This is a genomic window from Rhizobium sp. AN68 (assembly GCF_030758035.1).
Lineage (GTDB): Bacteria > Pseudomonadota > Alphaproteobacteria > Rhizobiales > Rhizobiaceae > Agrobacterium > Agrobacterium tumefaciens.
Genome location: NZ_JARWMI010000002.1, coordinates 256967 through 280584 on the forward strand (window position 1 = coordinate 256967; position 23618 = coordinate 280584).

The window sequence follows — 23618 nt, forward strand, 5'->3', positions numbered from 1 at the left end:
CCATACCCTTTAAATACACAAATTACATAAATTAGGTACACTATTATGAAGGCTAAACATTCTCGCCGCCAGATCCTGAAACTCAGCATTGCCGGGGCTCTCGCAGCACCCTTTGCCACGGGCAGCGCGCTGGCCCAAAGCTCACAGGAGTTTCCTGCTGAGCTGAAGCTGGATTGGGGATTTTACTCCTCACACACGCTGCTGATAAAGAACAAGGGCTGGCTTGAGGAAGCGTTCAAGGATGTCGGCACCAAGATCACCTGGGTACAATCCCGCGGAAGCAACAATTCGCTCGAATTCCTGAAGGTCGGCTCGACGGATTTTGCCGGTTCGGCAGCACTTTCCGCGTTTCTGGCCCGCGCCAATGGTGTGCCGCTGAAGGTGATCTATGTGGCAAGCTGGGGCGGTTCTTCCATCATACAGGTTCGCCCGGATTCGCCGGTCAAGACCGTCGCCGATCTCAAGGGCAAAACCATTGCGGTCACCAAGGGTACCGCGCCCTATTTCACCCTCCTGCGCGCCCTTGCCCAAAACAAGCTTTCGATCGATGACCTCAAGGTCGTGAACCTGCAGCATCCAGAAGGATTCAACGCGCTTCAGCAGGGACAGGTTGATGCATGGGTCGGCATCGATCCACACACATCCCAGGCAGAACTTGCCGGCGACAGGGCGATTTTCGATGAGCGTAGCTGGCGCGACGGCAGCGTCTTCAGCGTTTCCGAGGAGTTTCTGGCGAAATACCCGAAAGCGGTCGAACGCCTCCTCGGTGTCTGGGTCGAGACACAAAGATGGATCCGTGAAAACAACGGCGAATTCATCGATTTCGTCACGAAGGTCACCGGCAACGATCCCCAGATCACCAAGCTGACGATCGAAAAGCGCGACTGGAAGGATCCTGTTCCGGGCGAGGAACTGCTGAACTCGATCCGTATCGTGACCCCGTTGCTTGGCGACGATGTGCTGCGTCCTGGCGTCAATGTCGACAGCGTCCTTTCGTCGCTGATCGATCCGGCACCGGCGAAAAAGGCGCTGGGAGCATGAATTCTCATCCGCGCGAATTTCAGCGCGTGAAGCAGACTGCGAAACAACTCCCTTCCCGACTGCAGTTCGTGCAAAGAGTGGGGAATTTCCTGGGACGGTTCGACCTGCGCGGCGCGATCGTGCCGGTCGGCTCATTGTTGCTGCTGGAATTCTTTGTGCGCGTGGGCTGGGTAAGCCCCTATGTGCTGCCGCCGCCCTCAGAGCTTTATGACACGTTTCTAAGGCTCGCCGAGGGTCCTTTGTGGACGAATGTCGCAGCCAGTACGGCCCGTGTCTTTGTCGGCTTCGTCATTGGCTCCCTTCTTGCAATCGTCGTCGGTTCGCTGGTCGGGCTGGTCGTTGCCGCCGAGCGTTATCTTGAGCCGACGTTTCAGGCGTTACGCGCGGTTCCGAGCCTCGCCTGGGTGCCGCTGCTGATGATCTGGTTCGGCATTGGCGAAACCTCGAAAATCGTGCTGATCGCCAAAAGCGCGTTTTTCCCTGTTTATCTCAACCTCTTCTCCGGCATCCGGAATGTCGACCGCAAGTTGGTGGAAGTGGGCGAGATGTATCGCCAGCCGCTGCCAGTGCTGGTTTGGCGGATTTTCATTCCCGCTTCTTTGCCACATCTGTTCACGGGCTTGCGTTACGGCCTGTCGCTGGCCTGGCTGAGCGTTGTCGCAGCGGAACTTCTGGCGGCTTCCGAGGGCATCGGCTACATGCTATCCGATGGGCGCGAACTCTCCCGACCCGATCTGGTGATGATAGCGATTATCTGCCTTGCCGTCCTCGGCAAGATTTCCGACAGCCTTTTCAAGATAGTCGAGGAACGTTGCCTCAGATGGCGCGACACTTATCCCCTTCAGCAAGGAGGGCGCCTGCGATGAGTTTGCTCAATGTCGATGTTCGCGAAAAAGCCTTCGGAGACACGGTTGTCCTTCAGGATATTCACCTGACGCTCGGCGATGGTGAAGCGGCGGTTCTTCTCGGACCAAGTGGGTGCGGGAAAAGCACCTTGCTGCGCATCGCCGCCGGCCTCGATCGGCATTTCTCAGGCGCTGTGAAGGTTCAGCAGGCAAAGGAAGTTCAGGCATCGGACTCACCGCCCATCGCCTTTGTCTTTCAGGAACCCCGCCTGATGCCGTGGCTGACAGTTGCCGAAAACATCGGTTATGCGGCCGGCAAGAAATATGATGTCGAGCGGGTAGAAGGACTGATCAACGATGTGGGCTTGAGCGGCCATGGCAGCGCGTTACCGAAAGCCCTTTCAGGCGGCATGGCGCAGCGTGTCGCCATAGCAAGAGCGCTCTATACCCGGCCGCGCATCTTGCTGCTCGACGAACCCTTCAGCGCGGTCGATGCTTTCACGCGGATGAAATTGCAGGACCTAGTTCTGAAACTCGTCGAACAGCGCGGCATTTCCTTCCTGCTCGTCACCCACGATATTGACGAGGCGCTTTATCTCGGTGACCGCATTTACATGATGGGTGCCCATGACGGCCGTATCCAGCAGCGGATAGAAGTGGACGAGCCGCGCCCGCGCGACAGACGGTCGCCGCAACTCGCCACCCTCAAGAACGAGGTGCTGACTGCCCTGCACAACGCTCACGTCATCTGACCGGCACCGGCATCTTTCGCCGCCCTCACCCCTTCACGCCGGACGAAATCATGATGGCTTCCGTCACGCGTCGCTGAAAGATGACGTAGGCGACGATGACCGGCAGCGCGGCCAGCATGGCAATCGCCATCAGGCGTGCATAAACGATGCCGAAGGTGTCGTTGACCTGCGTGATGCCGACGGGGATCGTCATCATGTTTTCGGACGTGATGACGAGGAAAGGCCAGAAGAAGGCGTTCCACACCGTAATGAAGGTCACAATCGCCATGGCGGTCGTAATGCCCCAGTTCAGCGGCAGAAACACCTTGAACAGGATCGTGTATTCGCCGCCACCATCCAGAACTACCGCTTCCCGCATCTCTTTGGGCACGCTGTCGAAGAACTGCTTGTAGACGATGATGACGATTGGCGTGATCAGCTGCGGCAGGATGATGCCCGCCCAGGTATTGATGAGGTTGAGGTTCTTCATCAGGATGAACTGTGTCACGACAAGCGTCTGCGCGGGCACCATGAAACTCGCGAGCACGATGCCATAGAGCAGTCGCCGTCCCGGAAAGCGGATCTGCGACAGCGCATAGGCGCATAACATCGAAATGATGAGCACAGAGACCGTGACGATCGCGGCGGTGCCAATGGAATTCACGTACCAGGTCAACAGCCGCGTATTGAAGATGGCATTCACATAGGCACCAAGCTGGAACTCATCAGGCAGTAGCGACGTGTTGCCCGCAACATTCTCGTCCGAGCGCAACGACGTCACGAACCCCCAGTAAAGCGGGAAAATCCATACCAGTGCTGCCGAAAACGTCAGCAGGGTCAGGACGACGTTCTCAAGTCTTTTGGTCAGGCTCATGAATTCCTCCGGATGCGTAGCAACTGGAACTGGAGAACGGATACGATGACGATCAACAGGAAGAGCACGGTCGCCACGGCCGATGCATAACCGCCATTGTTCATCTGGAAGGCTTCCCGGTAGACCTTAAGGAGAAGCACGAAACTGGAATTGAAGGGTCCGCCGCCGCTCAAGAGGTAGATCTGGTCGAATATCTTCAGTTGCAGGATCAATTGGAGCGTCAGGATCAGCGCGGTCACCGGCCACAGAAGCGGCCATGTGACGCGCCGGAACTTTTGCCATGTCGTTGCGCCATCAAGAGCTGCGGCCTCATAAAGCTCGGTCGGAATGTTTCGCAAGCCGGCAATGAAGAGCAGAACGTTAAAACCGTTCGTCCACCAGATGGTGACGACGGCGACCATCGGCATGACCCAATTGGGGTTCTTGAAAACCGCGACCGGTTTGCCCGCCAGCAACGAAATGACCGGTTGGAGAATGCCGAACTGCAGATCAAGCATCCAGGCCCAGATTTCGGTGACAACCGAAACCGGCAGGACATAAGGCAGGAAAAACAGGCTCATGGCGATTGTCTGCTTGATGCCGGACAAACGGCTGACCGCAAGCGCAATCAACAGGGCGATGACCGTTGTTGGCACCACCGTCAGCAGCACGAAATAGCCGTTATTCTTGAGCGAGGTGACGAACAGGCGGTCGCTCAGCAATTTTATGTAGTTCTGCAGGCCGACCCAGTTGCCATCGCCGATCAGCGGCGCATCCGTGAAGCTGATGCGTATCATCTCGATCAGGGGGTAAAGAAAGAACGTGGCGAAGACCACGATGAATGGCGTCACCATCGACAGTGCGATGAGCGACTTCTTGCGCCGGTTTTCAATCATAGCCATGGAATGCCTCCGGGACCTCCCGCATTGCACGCTGCCCTCCGGCTGACAGCCAGAGGGCAGTCACGGATTACTTGAGCTTGCCCTGAAGCTCGGACTTGATCTGCTCGACCGCATCCGCGCCGCTCATGTAGCCCTGGATGGCCGGAGCGATGATATTAAGCGCCGCATCGTAAGCGGGTGAGGCAACTCCGGTAATCGTGGTCTTCGGATCGAACACTGCCGCCTCCGCCAGCGAGGCATATGTGGCATTCGGCTGCATCGCCTTGTATTCGCTGCTTTCGGTGATCGATTTATAGGCCGGAATATGCCCCGCATCGGCCCAGCTGATGGCGTGTTTTTCCATCCAGCCAATAACCGTCATGACAGCGGCGCGTTTCTCGCCGGAAACGGTCTTGTCACCCTGGTTGGGGATCGCAAAGGCGTGCGAATCCGCCCAGGTGGCGCGCTTGCCCATGAAAGGCGGAACTTCCACAGCGCTCCATTTGAAGCCGAGCTTGCCGTTCTTTTCCAGATCCTTGTAGGTCGGAACTTCCCAGACGCCATTAAGCTGGAAGGCAGATTTGCCAGCGGAGAAGAGAGCAACGGACGCCGGATATTCCGCCTGCTCGGGCGCCCATCCGTTTTCCCGCCATTTCGACATGGTATCGATCGCTTTGGCAGCCTTTTCCGCATTGTCGCCGGCAAGCACCTCGTTATTGGTGACCAGTTCGCCGCCCTGTTGTGAGAACAGTGTATAAAAGACACGCCAGACACCGGCTTCGCCACCCGACTGATAGGTAACCGGCGTCTGAACGCCCTTGTCCTTCGCCCAGGCCAGCGCCTTTTCGAAATCCTCCATCGTCTTGATACCGGTCAACTTACCCTCGGCATCGAGATAGGGAGACCCTTTCAGAAGATCGGCGTTGTAATAAAGAATAAGGGCATGGATATCGAACGGCACCGCATAAAGCTTGCCGTCGTGGGTTGCCGCTTCGACGGGTGCGCTGAAAAAGTCGCTGGTCTTCAACCCGGCATCATCAAGGTCCTTTGTGGTAATTTCGCTCAATACTTTTTCATCAAGGCCGAGCGGCGCGCGCGACAGGTGATAGGTCATGACATCAGGCCCCTCACCCACGGCGGACGCCGTGCGTACCTTGGTATAGAACGGAACGCCCCACTCTAGCGTCGTTCCCTTGATCTGAATGTCAGGGTGCTCCTTGTTGAAGGCAGCAATCAGGGCTTTCATGCGCACGCCGTCGCCGCCCGACAGAAAGTCCCACCAGACGATATCCTGCTTCGCCAGTGCCGGCAGGGCGCTCAGGCCCAGAACCGTACCAACAAGCAATGTCTTGATCAGTCGCATCGTTCACTCCTCCCGTTTGTTGGAAACACCCCGTTCAAGGGGCGGTCTGCTACTGCATCGAAAGGCGCCTCCTCGCGCCTATCGCAACCTTTTGCCGTCGCTGCCGAAAACCATGATGTGATCGGGCGAAGCACTCAGTGAGACGGACCGGCCATCCAGCCGCTCGCGCGAGCCCTGCCGCTGCACGACAAGTTCTTTCCCGGCACGCGTTCGGGTATAGAGATAGGAAAGGTCGCCAAGCTCCTCCGCCACCTCGACATTGACAGGCAAAGTACCCTCTTGCGTGATCACCAGATGCTCGGGCCTTATGCCGATTTCGACCCGCTGACCGGGGGAAACCGGATGCGAAAGCCGGGCTTCAAGGTGCTTTTCACCACCTTCAGGCGCGAGCATAACGATGCCGTCCCGCTGCCCGACGATGTCGGCAGCAAGGAAATTCATCGCGGGCGATCCGATGAAGCCAGCGACGAAACGATTGTCCGGATCGTCGTAAAGGGTGAGCGGCGCGCCGGCCTGTTGCACGATGCCGCCCTTCAGCACGAAAATCTTGTCCGCAAGCGTCATGGCCTCTACCTGGTCATGCGTGACGTAGATCATCGTGGCGCCGAGCTTGCGGTGAAGCCGGGTCAGTTCCAGCCGCATCTGCACGCGCAGTTCCGCATCCAGGTTCGACAGGGGTTCATCGAAGAGAAACACCTTCGGCTGTCGCACGATCGCGCGGCCTATGGCCACGCGCTGCCTCTGGCCGCCGGAAAGCTGTGATGGCTTCTTGTGCAGATTGTCCTCGAGCTGGAGGATGCGGGCAGCTTCCCCCACTCTCTCATTCACCTCCGCTTTCGGCCGGCGGGCGAGACGCAGGCTGAAAGCCATGTTCTCGAACACCGTCAGATGCGGGTAAAGCGCATAATTCTGGAAGACCATGGCAACGCCGCGATCCGCCGGCTCGACAGCGGTGACGTCGCGCTCGTCGATGGCGATGTGACCGCCGCTGGTTTCCTCAAGACCGGCGATCATGCGCAACAGGGTGGATTTTCCGCAACCGGATGGCCCCACGAAAACCGCGAAGCTGCCCGTCGGAATCTCCATCGAAACGTCCCGGATGGCTGCAAAGGAGCCGAAGGACTTGGCGATATTGCTGAGACGGACACCCATCACCGCCTCACTGAACCTTCACGCGCAGAACATGATAGGACAGCGCCGGCACCGAGCCTTTGAGCGCCCCATCCTCGACACCAATGCCGCTGCCCGGCACCGGCACGACGCGGTCAGGTTGATCCGGACCGTTGCCGATCCTCAGATCATATCCCGCCATGGAAAGATGCAGGCTGAGTGACACAGGCGAAAAGCCGGTTAGACCGACGTTGAGCTCTGCTGCTTCGGTCAGATGACGATTGAGGACAAACAGCGTCACCACGCCCTCGTCCTCATCAAACACGCCGGCAACATCGAGATATTTGACGTCATCGGCCGCGTTGCAGTCGTAGGTCGGGCAATCGACGGCAATGTTCAGTGCAACGCCGCGACCATAAAGCGAGGCGAACTGATAGGGGTAATAGATGGTCTGGCGCCATGCCGGTCCGTTCTTTTCAGCGCGGATGGGGGCGATGACATTGACGAGCTGGGCAATGCAGGCGATGCGCACCCTGTCCGAGCGACGGATGAACTCGTTGAGCAACCCGGCCACGAAGAGAGCATCCTCGAAATTGTAGGTCTCCTCCAGAAGTGCAGGCGCTTCCGGCCAGTCCCAGCTCTTGATGCGTTTACCGTCGTCTTCGCGGATATGGTACCAGACATTCCACTCGTCGAAGCAGATGGAGACATCGTTCTTGGCGCGCTTCTTGGCTTTCACGTAATCGATGACACCGGCGATAGTCTGAATGTAACGCCCTGTTTCTTCGATCTTGCCGAAGTAATTCAGCGTGTCGCGGCTGTTATTGCCGAAATATTTATGCAGTGAGATGTGGTCCACATTCTCGTAGCATTCTTCCAGCACCTCGCGCTCCCATTCGGGATAGGTCGGCATGCCGTCGTTGGAACTTCCGCAGACGATTGCCTCGATGGTGGGGTCGAAACCCTTGAAGGCTTTCGCGGTTTCGTTGGCCAGCCGGCCATACTCCACCGCCGTCTTGTGGCCAATCTGCCAGGGGCCGTCCATCTCGTTGCCGAGGCACCACATCTTCACGCCATGCGGATTTTCGGCGCCGTGGCTGCGGCGAAGGTCGCTAAGCTCGGTGCCGCCGGGGAAATTCACGTATTCGAGAAAGTTGCGGGCATCATCCAGACCACGGGAACCGAGGTTGACGGCGAGCATCATCTCGATGCCTGCCATCGACGCCCAGTCTGCGAACTCGTTGACGCCGATCTGGTTGGTTTCCTTGGAGCGCCATGCAAGATCAAGCCGCACGGGCCGTTTGTCACGGGGGCCGATGCCGTCTTCCCAGCGATAGGCCGAAACGAAGTTGCCGCCGGGATAACGGATCGCCGGAATTTTCAGATCCTGGACGAATTTCAGCACATCCTTGCGAAAACCGTTTTCATCCGCCTGCGGATGGCCGGGCTCGTAAATCCCGCCATAGATCGCCCGCCCCATATGTTCGATGAAGGCGGAATATAGGCGATCGTCGATACGCCCAATCCGGAAGTCCCGGTGGACTGAAACCCGCGCTTTCATAGGCTCTCCTCCCATGCGCATTTATATCTTAAAATATGATATGAACCATATTTCATAATATAGTTGCCAATGGAAGCCGCGCCTGTCAACCGCGAAAATCATACTTTATGAAATTGGCCCGATCAGTCTGCGGTGCGCAGACGCAATACGATGTCCTGATCGTAATTCCCAAAGCCCCGACCGAAGATGTTGAGCCCGCCTGGATGCTTTGCATCCGCCTTTACCTCGATCCGCAGACGGATTGAGCGGTGGCTGGACAGATCTATGTCCGCAAGCGTCACATCGGAAATGCGCGTGCCATCGACATAGGTTCCCTGGGCAGTAATGCGCCAGGTTTTGAGCATTCCATACTGCGAGCCGGACAGTTTCCACCAGTCGGGCGTAAACGTACCCCGCTTGTCGCCGAAATCGCCGGGCGAGGTCCAGACCCCGATCTCCTTGCCGTTGACGGAGAGGGTAATGTCTGACGGCCAGTTGCTGTGCGTTCCTGGCACCTCGGAACTGACCTCCATCGAAAACTCGACTTCCTCGACGTTTCGCCCCTGAATCTTGGCATTATTGGGGAATTGATACTCGACATGACCCGATGTGAACCACAAAAGTGCAGTCTTCATGCGGTCGGGATCCATGAAGGTATCAGGGACATCCAGAAGTCCGATAATGCCCTCCGGCGAACAGATGCCGCAAGGCGCGGTCACCGAACTCTGCGTATAGAGGCCGAGCGGCATGGCGACGGCAATGTAGTTGGATACAGCCGGCGTCTCGGGGCTTCGAAACGAAACGATAAGCTCGTCGCAGGTCGCAAAACAGATTTTCTGGCTGCCCTTGCGCGCCTTGCGCGTTTCGGTTCGCAGCAACCCCGCCTCTTCAAGAACGGTCACACCGGCCGACACGGTGGACTGGGGAAGGTCCAGCCTCTGCGCAATCTCGTTGACATTGAGACCGTTGGCCTCGTGCAGCAGCTTCAATATCTGCACACGGATCAGCGACGCCGCCGCCTTCAAAACATCGAATTCTTTTTCAGCGTCAATAAGTAGGAAATTGGGAGCCATTGTCTAATCTTCAGATTTAGCGATCTAGATCAGAATTTCTGGCTTAAATATTTTATGCTGTCCAGCATTGTTTGTCGGGTCGATATATTCAAAGTCAGACACGCAAGGAATGATTGCGAATGGAGGCAGCGCAGGCGGTTTCGATAACGCATGCGCTACCTCTTTTTCCTTACCCGCGCTTGCGCAACGTGCGGGTGCCGGTATCGACAAGATTCTGCGCTGCCTCATCCACAGTGGCGCGGCCAAAGGCGAGTGAGTCGGCAATCGGACGCATTACCCCACGGTCGAACTCATTGGCGCCGATGGGGGCAGGCTCCGGATAAGTATCGAGCTTGCCGGACAGGCTCTCGATGTAATCGACCGTCTTGCGTTCAGTCTCGTTGAGGCTTGGCAACACAGCTTCGCGTACCTTCTTCGCCGGCGGCACGCCGCGTTCGACGCCAAGAACCTTGCCCGCTTCCAGATCGTTGACAAAGAAGTTGATGAACTTCGCCGCAGCTTCCGGAGTGGTGGAGGTGGACGAAATGCACCAGATAAGCCCCGGCCGGTAATAATGCCCGGTCGGTTTTCCCGCCCCCTCGCCCGGCAGCATGCCAATGGACAGCGTCTTCTTGTTGAGCGCCTGGTAACCGACAAGCTGGTTGGAATAGGCAAAGCCGATTGCGGAATTGCCAAGAGTCAGCGCGTTGGATTCGATGGTATTGTCATCGCGCGTCTGGATATCGGCAGAGACGCAAAGCTTCTTCTCGCGCAGATCCTCCCAATAGGCGAACCATTCCTTGGCATCTTCCTTGTTGAAACCGATGGTGCCGTCCTGGAACAGGAGCTTGCCGCGCTGGCGCAGCCAGACATCGAAGACGTAGTGATAACGGGCGCCATAGGGCACCGCCCAATAATTGCGGCGCGCCGGAGCGTTCTTCTTGAAATCGCGCGCCAGTTCCGCCAGCGCCTTCCAGGTGATCTGCTCCTTCGGCACGGAGACGCCGGCCTCCTTCAGCGTCTCTGCATCATACATCATGCAGAACGAATTCAGCCCGAGACCGACGCCGTAAAGCTTGCCGTCGATGCGGCAAAGATCGACTTCGCTTTTGCCGAAATTGGAAAGATCAAGCGACGAGCCGACAAACTGGTCAAGTTCCATGCAGGCGCCACGGCCGGAATAATCGGCAATGGTGGAAGGCTCGAGCTGAAAGATATCGGCGACGTTACGTCCCGCCATGGACGTCGCAAGCTTGGTCCAATAGTCGGAACCGGCGATCATCTCGCCGCTGATTACCGTTTGTGGATCTGCCTTCTGGTAGAGGGCAATCACATCATTGGTGCGCTTGTTGCGGTCAGCCGAACCCCACCATACGCAACGAAGCCGGGTTTCGGCCGCCATCGCGCGGAAACCGCCCGCCGCCGCGCCAAGACTTGCCAGTGCCGCCGTCACCAAAAATCCGCGTCTATCGATAGTTTGCATCTGCTCCTCCCGCGTTTTGCAAATTTCTCACTTATCACTTAAATTCTTGCAAATTTTCATTATTTGCAATATTTGCATCATAATAGAATTTTTTGCAAGAGCAGGAGAAGACATGAACGATACGCCCGACATCAGCCGCCCGCGCCAGTCGGATATCGCCCAGCGTGCAGGGGTTTCCATCAGCACGGTCTCACGGGTTCTCGCCGGGGAAAAAGGCATCAGCGCATCGATCCAGACCAAGGTTCTTGGCGTGGCGGCGGAACTTGGTTATCCGCTGCGGCCAGTCACCAGCCAGACCGGCGGCATCTCGCTGGAGGGCAAGAAAATCCTCGCCCTCATGTCCGCCGAACGAGCGACCGGCGATATCGGCGCCTTTTATCACGATATTTTCGACATGCTGCGCAGCCTTGCCCAGACAGAGGGTTTCGAACTCGATATCCGGCTGCTGCACCAGAGGCAGATCGACGACGCCCTTACACAGCGGGTCTGCGAGGTCGATGGCCTTCTCGCCATTGGCCTTGACCCCGAAGAGGAGATCATCCACCGCATCACGCAGGGTGTGCTGCAACCGGTTCTCGTCAATAGCGCCGATCCCTCGATGATGCTGGATTGCGTCTCGCCCTCCAATTTTTACGGCGGGGCGATGGCGGCGCGGCGGCTGCTGGAACTGGGGCACCGCAAGGTCGCCTATATCGGTCCGCAACACCGTCACACTATAAGAGAGCGCATGCGGGGCTTTCGGCAGGTTATCATCGAGGAAGAGGGTGCCACCTATGAGGAGTTTCTGCTTTCCACGGCGGATAGCGGCTTCGGTCAGGCCGGTGATGCGGTTCGTCAGCTGCTGGCCAAAAACCCCGATCTGACTGGCATTTTCTGCATGAACGATGCGATCGCGCTCGGCGCGCTGGGAGCAGCACAAGAGCTTGGTCTCGGGGTACCGGACGATCTTTCCATCATCGGCTTCGACGACCTGCCCTTCGCCGAACTTTCCACTCCCCGGCTCAGCACAATCCGGGTAGACCGCCGCGAGATTGCCCGCGAGGCGGTGGAGCTGATGCGCCGCCGGCTGGCGGAGCCATCGGCCAATGCCCGGCAGGTTCAGCTGGGTGTACAGCTCGTGGAAGGACAGACCGCGGGTCGAGCAAAAAAAACGGGAAAGGCGGCGCGCGATGCATAAGCCAGCAAACCATGATCCAATGACCCGCTTCAATCCGCTTTACGGCAATCCACTTAAGACCCGCGCCGACGTCAGACGGGCATTGGACGACAGTTTCGCACCGCTGCTTCCCTATTTCTCAGAGAGCGGCGCAAGAGTGACGCTAAGCGGCACCGCCGCGCATTTCGACCGGGCAGCGGCCGATCTGGAAGGATTTGCGCGACCACTCTGGGGCATCGCGCCGCTTGCGCTCAGCGGCGATGCCTTCGCCCATTGGCCGCTTCTGGCCAGAGGCATCGCCAATGGCACCGATCCCGCCCATGCCGATTACTGGGGCGATGTGCGGCAGAAGGATCAGCGGCTGGTGGAACTGGCCGCCCTCGGCTTTGCGCTTCGGCTTGCGCCGCAACATCTGTGGGAACCCTTGTCCGAAGCGCAAAAGGCGAATGTGCGCCATTATCTTCTGGCGGCGCGCGAGCGCATCTATGCCGACAATAACTGGAAGTTTTTCCGGGTGATGGTCGATGCGGCGCTCGATCATCTCGGTATCGAATTCGACCGGAGCCTCACCGAAACATATCTGAAAGAGCTGGACGGATTTTACATCGCCGACGGCTGGTATCGCGACGGCAACTATCGCCGCATCGACCACTACATCGCCTTCGCCATGCATTTTTACGGGCTGATCTACGCGAAAATCAGCAAACCGGATGATGCATACGCCGAACGCTACCGGGAACGTGCCCGCCTGTTTGCCGGGGATTTCGCAAGCTGGTTCGATGAGGATGGTGGCGCGCTGGCCTTTGGCCGCTCCATGACCTACCGTTTCGCCTGCGGCGGCTTCTGGGGTGCCCTCGCCTTCGCGGATGAGGAAGCGATGCCCTTGGGGGAGATCAAGGGGCTTTATCTGAAACATCTGCGCTGGTGGGCGGGAAAGCCGATTGCCGACCGCGACGGCGTGCTTTCCATCGGTTACGCCTATCCGCAACTGACCATGTCGGAAAGCTATAATTCGGCGGGTTCACCCTATTGGGCCTTCAAGGCTTTCCTGCCGCTCGCCTTGCCGGAAAGCCACCCCTTCTGGCAGGCGGAGGAAAAGCTGCCAGACACATCCACAAAACCACGGCCGCTCGTTCATCCCGGCATGGTGATGATGCGCAGCAAGAGCAACGTCACGGCGCTGACGAGTGGGCAGGAAAACCTGTCCATGCGCGGCGGGCCGGAGAAATACGCCAAATTCGCCTATTCCTCCCGTTACGCTTTCGGCGTGGAAGTGGACGAGCGCGGTTTCAAGACCAATGGTTTCGACAATATGCTGGCCTTTTCCGAAGATGGCCGCCACTACCGGGTGCGCGAAACCAACCGCACTGTGCTCTTGGCCAGCACCAATCTTCGAGCGACTTGGAACCCATTCCCCGATGTCGAGGTCGAAACGACGCTGGTTGCCGCGGGAGAGTGGCATATCCGGTTGCACCGGATTACTTCCGCGCGGCCACTTTTGGTCACCGAAGGCGGCTTTGCGATAAACCGCAACGATGGCGACCGCGATGCGGTGACCGAAGACAGCGGCCGGGCAACGGCCGATTGCGGCACCGACATATCCGCCATCATCGATCTCGGCTCCAGCGCATCCCGCCAGGGCGTGGCGCTGAAGGCGCTGCCCAATACCAATCTCATCAATGCCAAAACCACTGTGCCGCAATTGCGGGGCGACATTCCAGCGGGCAAAACCCTGCTCGCCTGCGCCGTCTTTGTGGGACTGGCGGGACCTGAAAGCGAAACAGCTTTGGCGACAGTTCCCGCACTTCCGGACATGGAAGCGCTTGACCGCCTGTTTGTTGAGCGCGGTGTTCCCGTAAGCAGTATGGCGGCGGCGGGAGAACCGCAATGATGAGCCCGCGTCCGCGTCTCAGCCTTGCCATGGACCCGGAGCGGACGCAGCATGTGCTGACGCCACAGGCGCTTGAAAAGCTGTCGCAGAGCGTCGACATACTCGACACCCGGCCGGTCTGCGATTTTCACGACCCAGCTGTGACTGCCCAGTTGGAGAGAACAGATATTCTTCTGACTGGCTGGGGTTGTCCCGAGATCGACATGCGGGAACTGGCAATGATGCCGAACCTTCGGTTGATTTCACATGCCGCCGGGACGGTGAAATACTTCCTGTCCCAGGCGGTTTTCGAACGAAACGTTACGGTGTGCAGCGCGGCCGAGGCGAATGCGCAGCCGGTCGCGGAGTTTACGCTGGCAATGATCCTGCTTTCCGGCAAGCGTACCTTTGGTTTCCGGCGCATCTACGGAGAGGATCGCGCACGGCGAAACGTCGACCGCCTGCAGTCGCAGGTCATCGGCAATCTCGGCCTGACCGTCGGCATTGTCGGGGCGTCACGCATCGGGCGTCGGGTCATCAATCTGCTGCAGCCCTTCGATCTCGATCTCATCCTTTTCGACCCGTTTTTAAGCGCGGTGGAGGCACAAAAGCTCGGTGTGCGTCTCGTATCGCTCCATGAGCTCATGGCGGTAAGCGACGTCATTTCCCTGCACGCGCCATCCCTGCCGCAAACCCGGCACATGATCGGCGCCGATGCGCTTGCCCTGATGAAGGACGGAGCGACCTTGATCAACACGGCCCGCGGCGCGCTGGTGGACGAAGACGCCCTGCTGGCGGAACTGAAAACCGGACGCATAGAGGCCGTCATCGACGTGACCGATCCGGAAGTGCCGTCACCGGATTCGCCCTTTTACAGCCTTCCGAACGTGTTCCTGACGCCGCATATCGCCGGCGCCGTCGGCCTTGAACGCGCCCGGCTCGGCGACATGGCGATTGCCGAGATCGAACGCTTCTGCCGGGCAGAACCAATGCAACAGCAGGTACGTCCAGAACATCTGGAACTGATCGCATGAGAATTTTCGAGCCGGGCCTCTGCTCTGTCACCTTCAGGTCCATGACACCGCAGGCCGTGATTAACCTTGCCGTTGCAAATGGCATCAAGGCGATAGAATGGGGTGCCGATATCCATGTGCCACCTGGCGACTTAGAAAATGCAAGGGATGTGGCGGCGCGTACGGTGAAAGCCGGTCTTACCGTCTCTTCCTACGGATCCTACATTTTCGCACCGGATTTTGCGCCGGAGGATGTGACCGCAGTTCTGGAAACCGCGAAAGCGCTCGGCACCGGCCATATCCGCATCTGGCCCGGCAGCCGCAAACGCCCATCCGCGGATTATTCACCAGAGGAACGCCGTGCGGCAACCGACGCGTTGGCGGCACTTTCCCGGCGGGCAGACGACCACGGAATGACAATCGGCCTCGAATATCACCCCAATTCGCTGACCGACACGCTGACCTCGGCCTTGCAGCTCATGCAGGATTTGCCGATGCCTAACCTGTTCTTTTACTGGCAGCCAGCCCCAGGTCTACCGCTGGATGACGCCCTTGCGGAAATATCCGCGCTCGGCTCGCGCATCTGCCACCTGCACGTCTTCGCGTGGCTCACCGATGCCAGCCGCCTGCCGCTCGGCGAGCGCGCGGACTATTGGCGGGCTTGCGTTGATGCCTTGCCAGCAAGCGACTGGACTAAACCGGCTTATGCGATGCTGGAGTTCGTCAAAGGTGACAATGTCGCCCAGTTCTCGGAAGATGCGGCGGTGCTAAGCGAGATTCTCGCCCGCTCTTAGAACCGCTTGTTTTTTATCGAAAACCGACGCGGCGGACTAAAATTCGCTATCCATCACAACCGCCCACTGCCCTCATCCCTGTACCCCCTACAGGGATCTAGCCAGCCCAAGTCTTTGGGCTGATTGATTTCCTCGCCGCGCAGACGCGTCAGCTGGACTTCTGTGACAAGCACAGAAATAAGGGAAGGTCTGTTCCTCCCCCCGGTTTTTCCTCTTATATTCGCCGCCCATCTGCCCCGAACAGATGCGTCTTCGCCAGATCAAACGCAAAGGGAATGGTCTCGCCGATGCGGATATGGCGCTGGCCGTCCAGCAGCAGGGTGGCGGGCTGGCCATCTGGGGTGCTGGTATAAACCACCGTCGAGCCGCCGAGATGTTCAACGAGCTGGATGGACGCATCGCCAAGCGAGGCCGATTGCGCCTGTGGGTTTACGTGTTCGGGACGAATGCCGAAAGTGAGTGGCTCGCCTTCCTCAGCCGCGACCGGCTTTTCGAGCAGAATGCGCTGGCCGGCGACCTCGATGGTACGGTTGGAGCTGTCGCCTGAAGCCACTTTCGCGGAAAGGAAGTTCATCTTTGGCGAACCGATGAAACCCGCCACAAACTGGTTGGCCGGATTGTTGTAGAGATCAAGCGGGCGGCCGACCTGCATGATGCGGCCGTCACGCAGGACCACGATCTTGTCGGCCATCGTCATGGCCTCCACCTGGTCATGCGTCACATAGATCATGGTGCTGCCGAGCGTCTGGTGCAGCTTGGCAATTTCGACACGCATCTGCACGCGCAGTTCCGCATCGAGGTTGGACAGGGGTTCATCGAACAGAAAGATTTTCGGCTCGCGGACGATAGCCCGACCGATGGCGACACGCTGGCGCTGGCCACCAGAAAGCGCCTTCGGCTTGCGCTGTAACAACGGGCCGATCTGCAGGATATCGGCAGCTTTCTGCACCCGCGCCTCGACTTCCGGTTTCTTGTAACCCGCCGTCTCCAGCCCGAAAGCGAGGTTTTTGTAAACGCTCATATGCGGATAAAGCGCATAGGACTGGAACACCATGGCGATACCGCGCTTGGAAGCGGCTGTTTCGTTGACCCTTTCGCCATCGATGCGAAGATCACCCTCGGAGATTTCCTCCAGACCGGCGATCATGCGCAGAAGCGTGGATTTGCCGCAGCCCGAGGGGCCGACGAAAACAGTGAACTCGCCCGGCTCGATCTTGAGATCGATGCCGTGGACGACCGGAAAGGCGCCGAACCGCTTGACGATTTTTTCCAGAGTAATGCTGCTTGCCATGCTATTTCTCCCGACCGTCGCGCTGCAGACAAGGCAGCCGCGACGGTGTTGATGTTCTGCAATTCGTTTTCGGTCCCGTTTCGTCCGTTCAGCGTTTCATTCCGGTGGTAGCGATGCCTTCAATCAGCAGCCGCTGGAAGAACAGGAAGAACAGGAAGACCGGTACCAGCGACAGGTTGGACATGGCGAAAAGCGACGTCCAATCCGAGCTGCCGGTGGAATCCACGAAGGATCTGAGGCCGAGCTGCACGGTGTAGGTGTTGATGTCGTTCAGATAGATCAACGGACCGAAGAAATCGTCCCAGGTCCAGATAAAGGAAAAGATCGCGGCCGTTGCCAGAACCGGCAGAGAGAGGGGCAGCATGATCTTCCAGTAGATGCGGAAGGGCGAGCAACCGTCCATCACCGCTGCCTCATCCAGCTCACGCGGAATACCCCGGAAGAACTGCACCATCAGGAAGATGAAGAAGGCGTCGGTTGCCAGATATTTGGGCACGATCAGCGGCAGCGACGTATTCACCCAACCCATTTCCAGAAACAGGATATATTGCGGGATGAGCACAACGTGATAGGGCAGCATCAAGGTGCCGAGCATCAGCGCGAACCAGAAATTGCGCCCACCGAACCGCAGGCGGGCGAAAGCGAAGGCGGCAAGTGAGCAGCCAACGACGTTGCCGATGGTGGCGAGCACCGAGATGAAGAACGAGTTCCAGAAGAATTGCCCGAAACTGACCTGAAGCCCGGTCCAGCCGCGAATATAGCCGCCAAAATCGACCGACGAAGGAATGAGCGAGGAGGAACCGAACAGCTCGTCCTGCGGGCGGAACGAACCCGAAATCATCCACAGGATCGGATAAAGCATCGCAAAGGAGGCAAGGATCAGCACCGCATGCAGCAAAACCGACATTAGCGGTGAGCGTTGCGGGCCTTGTCCCGGCCGGGGAGCGGTAACAGCGTCAGTCATCGTAATGCACCCAGTATTTCGCGCTGAGGAACGAGAAGGCCGTGAACAGCGCGATGATGATCACGAGAATCCAGGCAAGCGCCGAGGCATATCCCATGCGGAAGAAACCGAAGGCTTCCTGATAGAGATAGAGCGTGTAGAACAGCGTCGAGTTGATCGGCCCGCCCGTGCCTTCGGAAATGATGAAGGCGGGCGTGAAGGCCTTGAAGGCATCGATCGTCTGGATCACGGCGTTGAAGAAGATCACCGGCGTCAACAGCGGCAGCGTAATACGGAAGAACTGCCGCATCTTGCTCGCGCCGTCGATATCGGCGGCCTCGTACATATCCTGCGGGATTTGCCGGAGCCCTGCGAGGAAGATGATCATTGGCGAGCCGAACTGCCAGACGGACAGGATCACCAGCGTGTAGAGCGAGTAGTCCGGATTGGAAATCCAGCTCGGCCCCTCATAACCGAAAACCTGCCACAGGACCATGTTGACGAGGCCATCTGACGCGAAAAGCTGCCGCCAGAGAACAGCTATCGCCACGCTGGAACCGAGCAGCGACGGCAGATAGAAGATCGCCCGGTAAAGCGTGAGCCCCTTTATGCCGCGATTGAAGGCGAGCGCCACCAGCAGTGCAAAAATCAGCTTCAACGGCACCGAAAGCAGCACATAGGTAAAGGTGACCTGCATGGCGGCTGCGAATTTAGGGTCGGCAGTGGCGATGCGCACATAATTGGCCGCCCCCACCCAGTCCGGGGATTGAAGCAGGTCATAATTGGTGAAGGACAGATAAAGCGACACCAGCGCAGGCCCGAGGGTAAGACCGAAGAAACCGATCAGCCACGGCAGGAGAAACAGGTACGCGTGAACGTTGCGGTCCAAAAGCCGCTTCACGCCTGCCCGCTTCGGGAGAGCCGCGCCACGGCTCTCCTCCACGAGAGTTTCAGATCGAAAGGCCATCTGCCATCACTTCCGTTTAATGACGGTTTCGGATTCCTTGACGAGCCGGTCACCACCCTCAGCCGCCGAAATCTTGCCAAAGCCGATCTCTTCCGCTGTACGTTTCAGGACGAAGGCGAATTCGCCTGCACCCGGAGGGGGTGCCGGCGGCAGATCGCCAACGCCGGGGGTAATCTCGGCAATATATTCCACCATGCTCTTGCTGACGGCATCGAGCTTGGCGGTCAGCGCGTTACGCATCGATTCCGATGCCGGAACGCCGCGCTCCACACCCAGAACATCGACGCCCTGTGGTTCGGCAACGAGAAAGTTGATGAAACCGACCGCCTGCTCGATGCCGGCACTGCCATTGGCGACGCTGATGAGCATGGATGGTTTCAGGTAGTGACCGGAAGGACCATCCTTCTTGCTTTTCGGATAGGAGGTCATCGCCAGCTTGGCTTTGTTGAGTGCCTGATAACCGACAAACTGGTTGGAATGGGCAAATGCCGTTGCCGCCTTGCCCGTCGTCAGCGCGTTGGTTTCAATATTCAACTGGTCGAGCGCCTGAATATCGGCCGGCACGCATGCACCGCTCTTGCGCAAATCCGCCCACATGGTGAACCATTTGGTCGCGTCGGTCGGATCAAAACCGATACCGCCATCCTGTGTGTAGAGTGATTTGCCGTTCTGACGCAGCCAGTTCTCGAAGCTCGGCTCGACGCCGCTGGCATCGGCCGTGGCGTAATAGCCGGGCTTCGGCTTGTTCTTGCTGAGCTTGGCGGCGTTTTCGGCAAACTCTTCCCAGGTCTGCCCGATCGCTGGCGGGGTCGCGCCGGATTTTTCCCAAGCCGCCTTGTCGAAGAAGACAGCGCTGGAATTCACGCCAAGATTAACCCCGTAAAGCTTGCCGTCGACCCGACCGGAGTCGATGTTCATCTTGCCGAAATCTTCTATCTTCAGGCCCTTGCCAATATAGTCATCAAGGGGAGCAAGGGCGCCGCGCCGGCCATATTCGAAGATGTAGCGATAATCCATCTGGATCAGATCAGGCGCGTTGCGGCCTGCCACCTGCGTGGCAAGGCGCGGCCAGTAGTCGCTCCAGCCGGCAAATTCCCCGGCAATATCGAGATCCGGCTTGATTTGCTTATATGCGGCGATCGCCTTGTTGGTGCGATCCGCACGCTCCTGCGATCCCCACCACAACATACGCAGCCGCGCGGCCTGAGCCTGCGCCGAGCCACCTCCCAATGTTGCGAGTGAAAGGGCCGCAAGCCCTGCTGAAAGCACACTTCTCCTGTGAAGCATCACGGGCATTGGCAACTCCTCCCTAATTGACTGCCAAATTGATGATGGGGGTAAACGACTATTGCCGTTTTATAACTAATTGGTTACATGGGAACACTGATCGCCAACATTGTCAAGCGGGTGCTAAGATGGACGAAACGACGAAAAACCAGCTGCCCGATCCGGCCGTCGAGGAAACGCCTGCCCCCAAGCGCAAACGCGGGGCGGCACAGGTGCGAAACCCGGAGAGAACACGCGCCGCCATTCTTGAAGCCGCCCGCCGCGAGGTGGCCGCAAAGGGCCTGGCGGGCGCGAGAATCGATGTCGTGGCGCGGCGTGCCGGCACCAACAAGCGGATGATCTACCATTATTTTGGCGACAAGGACGCGCTTTATCTCGCCGTTCTGGAGGACGCCTATCGCCACATCCGCCACACCGAACGGCGGCTGGACCTGACCCGCAAGGCGCCTTCGGAAGGCTTGCGGGAACTTGCGCTTTTCACCTGGCATTATTTTCTGGATCACCCGGAATTTCTGAGCATTCTCGCAACAGAAAACCTCAATAAAGCCCGATATCTCAGGCAATCCGCTACGATTGCGGCAATGCATTCAAACTTCATTTCCGAGCTTGAGGACGTGCTGCGGCGCGGCCGCGATACTGGCGAATTCCGTGACGGTCTCGATCCGATCGACGTCTATCTGACGATCGCCTCGCTCGGCGCCTTTTATCTTTCGAACCGATTCACGCTGTCGACGATCTTCCAGCGCGACCTGACCGACCCCGCCGAACTTGAACGCTGGGGCCAGCATATCGTAGATACCCTGCTTGCTGCGGTGCGGCCGGTCTGAGCCGTAAAAACCGAATTTCCCTTTAACAACAGCGACGACGCGCCATTCGCATCCGCGAAGCGCGTCTTTTCCTTTTGCAGCGCGGCACAAACCCGTGATTTCTGCCGCCGCAAGTGCATGTGAATTTCCTGCCAAAAACACCTTGACAGATCGCATCCTTCACGATCACAAATAACCAAATGGTTACAAATTGCCATGTTTGACGGAAGCGGCTTTCGGGAAAAGGCCGCCTTGGGAGGAAATTCATGAAACGTATCGGCGTCATCATGCACGGCATCACCGGCCGCATGGGTTACAACCAGCACCTCGTGCGCTCCGTTCTCGCCATTCGCGATCAGGGCGGCGTGGTTTTGAAGAGCGGCGAAAAGGTCATGCTCGACCCCATTCTGGTCGGCCGAAACGGTGCGAAAATCGAGGAAATCGCTAAAAAGCACAATGTCGCGCGCTGGACGACCGACATCGACGCCGCCCTTGCGAACCCGGATGACACGCTTTTCTTCGACGCCGGCACGACGCAGATGCGTGGCAGCCTGCTCGAAAAAGCTATCAAGGCGGGCAAGAACGTCTATTGCGAAAAGCCGATTTCCGACAGCGTGGCGGAGGCGCTGGCAATTGCCAGACTGGCAGAAAGCGCCGGTATCAAACACGGCGTGGTGCAGGACAAGCTGTTCCTGCCCGGCCTTCGCAAGCTGGCAATGCTGCGTGACAGCGGCTTTTTCGGCAAGATCCTCTCGGTGCGCGGCGAGTTCGGCTATTGGGTTTTCGAAGGCGATTGGCAGCCGGCGCAGCGTCCTTCGTGGAATTACCGCCTGAAGGATGGCGGCGGTATCATCCTCGATATGCTGTGCCACTGGCGTTATGTGCTCGATAATCTATTCGGACCGGTGAAATCCGTAAGTTGCCTCGGCGCCACCCATATCCCCGAGCGTTTCGATGAACAGGGCCACGCCTATGCGGCGGATGCCGACGATGCCGCCTACGCCACCTTCGAGTTGGAAGGCGGCGCCATCGCCCATATCAACTCTTCCTGGGCGGTGCGTGTGCGCCGCGACGATCTCGTCACGTTTCAGGTTGATGGCACGCATGGTTCGGCCGTAGCGGGTCTCAACAAATGCTGGACCCAGCACCGCACCAATACGCCGAAACCGGTGTGGAACCCTGACCAGCCCCAGACCATCGATTTCTACAAGACCTGGCAGGAAGTGCCTGACAACGTCACTTATGACAACGGTTTCAAGGCGCAGTGGGAAATGTTCGTGCGTCACCTCGTCGACAACGACCTATGGCCCTATGGGCTGATGGAGGGCGTGAAGGGCGTGCAATTGGCCGAACTGGGGCTGAGATCATGGAAGGAACGCCGCTGGCTCGACGTTCCCGCACTTTCCTGAGGAGGCGACAGTGAGCGAACTTAAGCTTCCAAAGGACGACCGCAGCATCGAGGTCTACAGGCTATCAGGCGCGCCGGTCGCCATTGAGAAACGAAGTGCGGCGGATTTCAATCGTGTCGCCTTCGCCGCCGCCCATGTGGTGGCCGATCCCCTCGCCGACAACGATCCATGGTTGACGCCCGCCATCGACTGGGACGCTACCCTGCGCTTCCGCCACCGCCTTTGGGACCTCGGCCTGGGTGTTGCGGAGGCCATGGATACGGCCCAGCGCGGCATGGGACTGGCGTGGCCGCAGGCGCAGGAACTGATCTCCCGTTCGCTGAAGGAAGCAGCCACCCGCAAGGATGCGCTGATCGCCTGCGGCGTCGGCACGGATCATCTTGAGGGCGGCGGATATGACCTGAACCAGATTATCGACTCCTACCTGGAACAGCTTGATTTTGTTCAGGGAGAAGGCGGGCGCGTGATCCTGATGGCAAGCCGGGCGCTCACCGCTGCCGCCCGCTCCCCGGACGATTATCTCGAGGCCTATGCCAAGGTTCTTTCCCGTGCCGAGAACAAGGTGGTTATCCACTGGCTGGGAGAAATGTTCGATCCTGCGCTTGAGGGCTACTGGGGTGCCCGCGACCATATGGCGGCGATGGACACCTGCCTTGCCATGATCGAGGAGAATGCAGACAAGATCGACGGCATCAAGATTTCGCTTCTATCCAAGGAAAAGGAAATCGTCATGCGCCGCCGCCTGCCCGCTGGTGTTCGCATGTATACCGGCGACGACTTCAATTATGCCGAACTGATCGCCGGTGACGAAAAAGGTCATTCGGACGCATTGCTCGGCATTTTCGATGCCATTGCTCCGGCGGCATCCAGGGCGCTCGCCAGCCTGAAGCGCGGTGCGGATAATGAATTCTTCGACATTCTGGAGCCAACGGTGGCGCTTTCGCGCCATATCTTCAAGGCGCCGACCCGCTTTTACAAAACCGGCGTGGTGTTTCTCGCCTATCTCAACGGCTTGCAGGACCATTTCACCATGGTTGGCGGGCAGGAAAGCGCCCGCTCCACGCGGCATTTCGCCGAGCTTTTCCGGTTGGCGGACAAGGCCAATGTGCTTGCCGAACCGGATGTGGCGACGCATCGCATGAAGCAGTTTCTGGCTGTCAGAGGCATTGGTTAAGCGCGAGAG

The 23618-nt window shown here is 58.4% G+C and carries 21 protein-coding genes; 10 read left to right on the forward strand and 11 right to left on the reverse strand.

Features of this window, described 5'->3' with window-relative positions; genetic code table 11:
- The first annotated feature begins 45 nt into the window (after nt 1–45).
- From RBH71_RS04625 to RBH71_RS04635, 3 genes are read left to right on the forward strand one after another with little or no spacing between them, the layout of a single operon-like run.
- Entirely contained in the window at nt 46–1041 is a 996-nt protein-coding gene (locus RBH71_RS04625; protein WP_003517827.1) for an aliphatic sulfonate ABC transporter substrate-binding protein, read from the forward strand.
- Complete coding sequence (locus tag RBH71_RS04630) at nt 1038–1907, forward strand: ABC transporter permease (RefSeq protein ID WP_111802990.1); 870 nt, start codon at nt 1038–1040, stop codon at nt 1905–1907. The genes RBH71_RS04625 and RBH71_RS04630 overlap by 4 nt, the downstream gene beginning before the upstream one ends.
- A complete protein-coding gene (locus RBH71_RS04635; RefSeq protein ID WP_013761384.1) occupies nt 1904–2638 on the forward strand; it encodes an ABC transporter ATP-binding protein in 735 nt (244 codons plus the stop codon). Before RBH71_RS04630 ends, RBH71_RS04635 begins: the two co-directional genes overlap by 4 nt.
- 25 nt (nt 2639–2663) lie before the next feature.
- Here the strand turns inward: RBH71_RS04635 and RBH71_RS04640 are convergent, their stop codons facing one another.
- From RBH71_RS04640 to RBH71_RS04670, 7 genes are all read right to left on the reverse strand, one after another.
- Entirely contained in the window at nt 2664–3491 is an 828-nt protein-coding gene (locus tag RBH71_RS04640) for a carbohydrate ABC transporter permease (protein WP_003517833.1), read from the reverse strand.
- Nucleotides 3488–4372 (reverse strand): carbohydrate ABC transporter permease, encoded by an 885-nt coding sequence (locus RBH71_RS04645; protein ID WP_003517835.1) that lies wholly within the window; start codon nt 4370–4372, stop codon nt 3488–3490. Before RBH71_RS04645 ends, RBH71_RS04640 begins: the two co-directional genes overlap by 4 nt.
- Nucleotides 4373–4439: 67 nt before the next feature.
- A complete protein-coding gene (locus tag RBH71_RS04650) occupies nt 4440–5714 on the reverse strand; it encodes an extracellular solute-binding protein (protein WP_025595973.1) in 1275 nt (424 codons plus the stop codon).
- 78 nt (nt 5715–5792) lie between these two features.
- Nucleotides 5793–6866, reverse strand: a complete 1074-nt coding sequence (locus RBH71_RS04655) for an ABC transporter ATP-binding protein (protein WP_111802991.1) — start codon at nt 6864–6866, stop codon at nt 5793–5795.
- Nucleotides 6867–6873: 7 nt separating this feature from the next.
- Entirely contained in the window at nt 6874–8385 is a 1512-nt protein-coding gene (locus RBH71_RS04660; protein ID WP_111802992.1) for an alpha-N-arabinofuranosidase, read from the reverse strand.
- Between the two features lie 122 nt (nt 8386–8507).
- On the reverse strand, nt 8508–9437 hold the full coding sequence (locus tag RBH71_RS04665) for an ArsR/SmtB family transcription factor (RefSeq protein WP_019566450.1): 930 nt from the start codon (nt 9435–9437) through the stop codon (nt 8508–8510).
- A 169-nt stretch (nt 9438–9606) separates the two neighbouring features.
- On the reverse strand, nt 9607–10899 hold the full coding sequence (locus RBH71_RS04670) for an ABC transporter substrate-binding protein (protein ID WP_323687182.1): 1293 nt from the start codon (nt 10897–10899) through the stop codon (nt 9607–9609).
- Between the two features lie 112 nt (nt 10900–11011).
- Here RBH71_RS04670 and RBH71_RS04675 point away from each other — a divergent pair, with 112 nt between their 5' ends.
- From RBH71_RS04675 to RBH71_RS04690, 4 genes are read left to right on the forward strand one after another with little or no spacing between them, the layout of a single operon-like run.
- Entirely contained in the window at nt 11012–12076 is a 1065-nt protein-coding gene (locus RBH71_RS04675) for a LacI family DNA-binding transcriptional regulator (RefSeq protein ID WP_003517845.1), read from the forward strand.
- Nucleotides 12069–13946, forward strand: coding sequence for a DUF2264 domain-containing protein (locus RBH71_RS04680; protein WP_111802994.1), 1878 nt, complete (start codon nt 12069–12071; stop codon nt 13944–13946). The genes RBH71_RS04675 and RBH71_RS04680 overlap by 8 nt, the downstream gene beginning before the upstream one ends.
- Nucleotides 13943–14959, forward strand: coding sequence for a hydroxyacid dehydrogenase (locus RBH71_RS04685; protein WP_111802995.1), 1017 nt, complete (start codon nt 13943–13945; stop codon nt 14957–14959). Before RBH71_RS04680 ends, RBH71_RS04685 begins: the two co-directional genes overlap by 4 nt.
- Complete coding sequence (locus tag RBH71_RS04690) at nt 14956–15732, forward strand: sugar phosphate isomerase/epimerase family protein (RefSeq protein ID WP_112156391.1); 777 nt, start codon at nt 14956–14958, stop codon at nt 15730–15732. The genes RBH71_RS04685 and RBH71_RS04690 overlap by 4 nt, the downstream gene beginning before the upstream one ends.
- 214 nt (nt 15733–15946) lie before the next feature.
- Here RBH71_RS04690 and RBH71_RS04695 read toward each other — a convergent pair whose 3' ends face one another.
- The 4 genes from RBH71_RS04695 to RBH71_RS04710 form a co-directional block, all read right to left on the reverse strand.
- Nucleotides 15947–17023 (reverse strand): ABC transporter ATP-binding protein, encoded by a 1077-nt coding sequence (locus RBH71_RS04695; RefSeq protein ID WP_003517850.1) that lies wholly within the window; start codon nt 17021–17023, stop codon nt 15947–15949.
- Between the two features lie 88 nt (nt 17024–17111).
- Nucleotides 17112–17987: a carbohydrate ABC transporter permease gene (locus tag RBH71_RS04700; RefSeq protein WP_025595962.1), complete on the reverse strand. Its 876-nt coding sequence runs from the start codon at nt 17985–17987 to the stop codon at nt 17112–17114.
- Nucleotides 17980–18933 (reverse strand): carbohydrate ABC transporter permease, encoded by a 954-nt coding sequence (locus RBH71_RS04705; RefSeq protein WP_003517854.1) that lies wholly within the window; start codon nt 18931–18933, stop codon nt 17980–17982. Before RBH71_RS04705 ends, RBH71_RS04700 begins: the two co-directional genes overlap by 8 nt.
- Before the next feature lie 6 nt (nt 18934–18939).
- A complete protein-coding gene (locus tag RBH71_RS04710) occupies nt 18940–20229 on the reverse strand; it encodes an ABC transporter substrate-binding protein (protein ID WP_013761393.1) in 1290 nt (429 codons plus the stop codon).
- Nucleotides 20230–20348: 119 nt separating this feature from the next.
- On the opposite strand from RBH71_RS04710, the gene RBH71_RS04715 reads away from it, so the two are divergent.
- From RBH71_RS04715 to RBH71_RS04725, 3 genes are all read left to right on the forward strand, one after another.
- Nucleotides 20349–21047, forward strand: coding sequence for a TetR/AcrR family transcriptional regulator (locus RBH71_RS04715; protein ID WP_003517856.1), 699 nt, complete (start codon nt 20349–20351; stop codon nt 21045–21047).
- A 245-nt stretch (nt 21048–21292) separates the two neighbouring features.
- Entirely contained in the window at nt 21293–22435 is a 1143-nt protein-coding gene (locus RBH71_RS04720) for a Gfo/Idh/MocA family oxidoreductase (RefSeq protein ID WP_323687183.1), read from the forward strand.
- Between the two features lie 10 nt (nt 22436–22445).
- A complete protein-coding gene (locus tag RBH71_RS04725) occupies nt 22446–23609 on the forward strand; it encodes a dihydrodipicolinate synthase family protein (protein ID WP_111802998.1) in 1164 nt (387 codons plus the stop codon).
- Nucleotides 23610–23618 lie beyond the last annotated feature (9 nt).

Coding starts and splice junctions, on each gene's coding strand:
- RBH71_RS04625 (WP_003517827.1), top strand. CDS start 46: ATGAAGGCTAAACATTCTCGCCGCCAGATCCTGAAACTCAGCATTGCC.
- RBH71_RS04630 (WP_111802990.1), top strand. CDS start 1,038: ATGAATTCTCATCCGCGCGAATTTCAGCGCGTGAAGCAGACTGCGAAA.
- RBH71_RS04635 (WP_013761384.1), top strand. CDS start 1,904: ATGAGTTTGCTCAATGTCGATGTTCGCGAAAAAGCCTTCGGAGACACG.
- RBH71_RS04640 (WP_003517833.1), bottom strand. CDS start 3,491: ATGAGCCTGACCAAAAGACTTGAGAACGTCGTCCTGACCCTGCTGACG.
- RBH71_RS04645 (WP_003517835.1), bottom strand. CDS start 4,372: ATGGCTATGATTGAAAACCGGCGCAAGAAGTCGCTCATCGCACTGTCG.
- RBH71_RS04650 (WP_025595973.1), bottom strand. CDS start 5,714: ATGCGACTGATCAAGACATTGCTTGTTGGTACGGTTCTGGGCCTGAGC.
- RBH71_RS04655 (WP_111802991.1), bottom strand. CDS start 6,866: ATGGGTGTCCGTCTCAGCAATATCGCCAAGTCCTTCGGCTCCTTTGCA.
- RBH71_RS04660 (WP_111802992.1), bottom strand. CDS start 8,385: ATGAAAGCGCGGGTTTCAGTCCACCGGGACTTCCGGATTGGGCGTATC.
- RBH71_RS04665 (WP_019566450.1), bottom strand. CDS start 9,437: ATGGCTCCCAATTTCCTACTTATTGACGCTGAAAAAGAATTCGATGTT.
- RBH71_RS04670 (WP_323687182.1), bottom strand. CDS start 10,899: ATGCAAACTATCGATAGACGCGGATTTTTGGTGACGGCGGCACTGGCA.
- RBH71_RS04675 (WP_003517845.1), top strand. CDS start 11,012: ATGAACGATACGCCCGACATCAGCCGCCCGCGCCAGTCGGATATCGCC.
- RBH71_RS04680 (WP_111802994.1), top strand. CDS start 12,069: ATGCATAAGCCAGCAAACCATGATCCAATGACCCGCTTCAATCCGCTT.
- RBH71_RS04685 (WP_111802995.1), top strand. CDS start 13,943: ATGATGAGCCCGCGTCCGCGTCTCAGCCTTGCCATGGACCCGGAGCGG.
- RBH71_RS04690 (WP_112156391.1), top strand. CDS start 14,956: ATGAGAATTTTCGAGCCGGGCCTCTGCTCTGTCACCTTCAGGTCCATG.
- RBH71_RS04695 (WP_003517850.1), bottom strand. CDS start 17,023: ATGGCAAGCAGCATTACTCTGGAAAAAATCGTCAAGCGGTTCGGCGCC.
- RBH71_RS04700 (WP_025595962.1), bottom strand. CDS start 17,987: ATGACTGACGCTGTTACCGCTCCCCGGCCGGGACAAGGCCCGCAACGC.
- RBH71_RS04705 (WP_003517854.1), bottom strand. CDS start 18,933: ATGGCCTTTCGATCTGAAACTCTCGTGGAGGAGAGCCGTGGCGCGGCT.
- RBH71_RS04710 (WP_013761393.1), bottom strand. CDS start 20,229: ATGCCCGTGATGCTTCACAGGAGAAGTGTGCTTTCAGCAGGGCTTGCG.
- RBH71_RS04715 (WP_003517856.1), top strand. CDS start 20,349: ATGGACGAAACGACGAAAAACCAGCTGCCCGATCCGGCCGTCGAGGAA.
- RBH71_RS04720 (WP_323687183.1), top strand. CDS start 21,293: ATGAAACGTATCGGCGTCATCATGCACGGCATCACCGGCCGCATGGGT.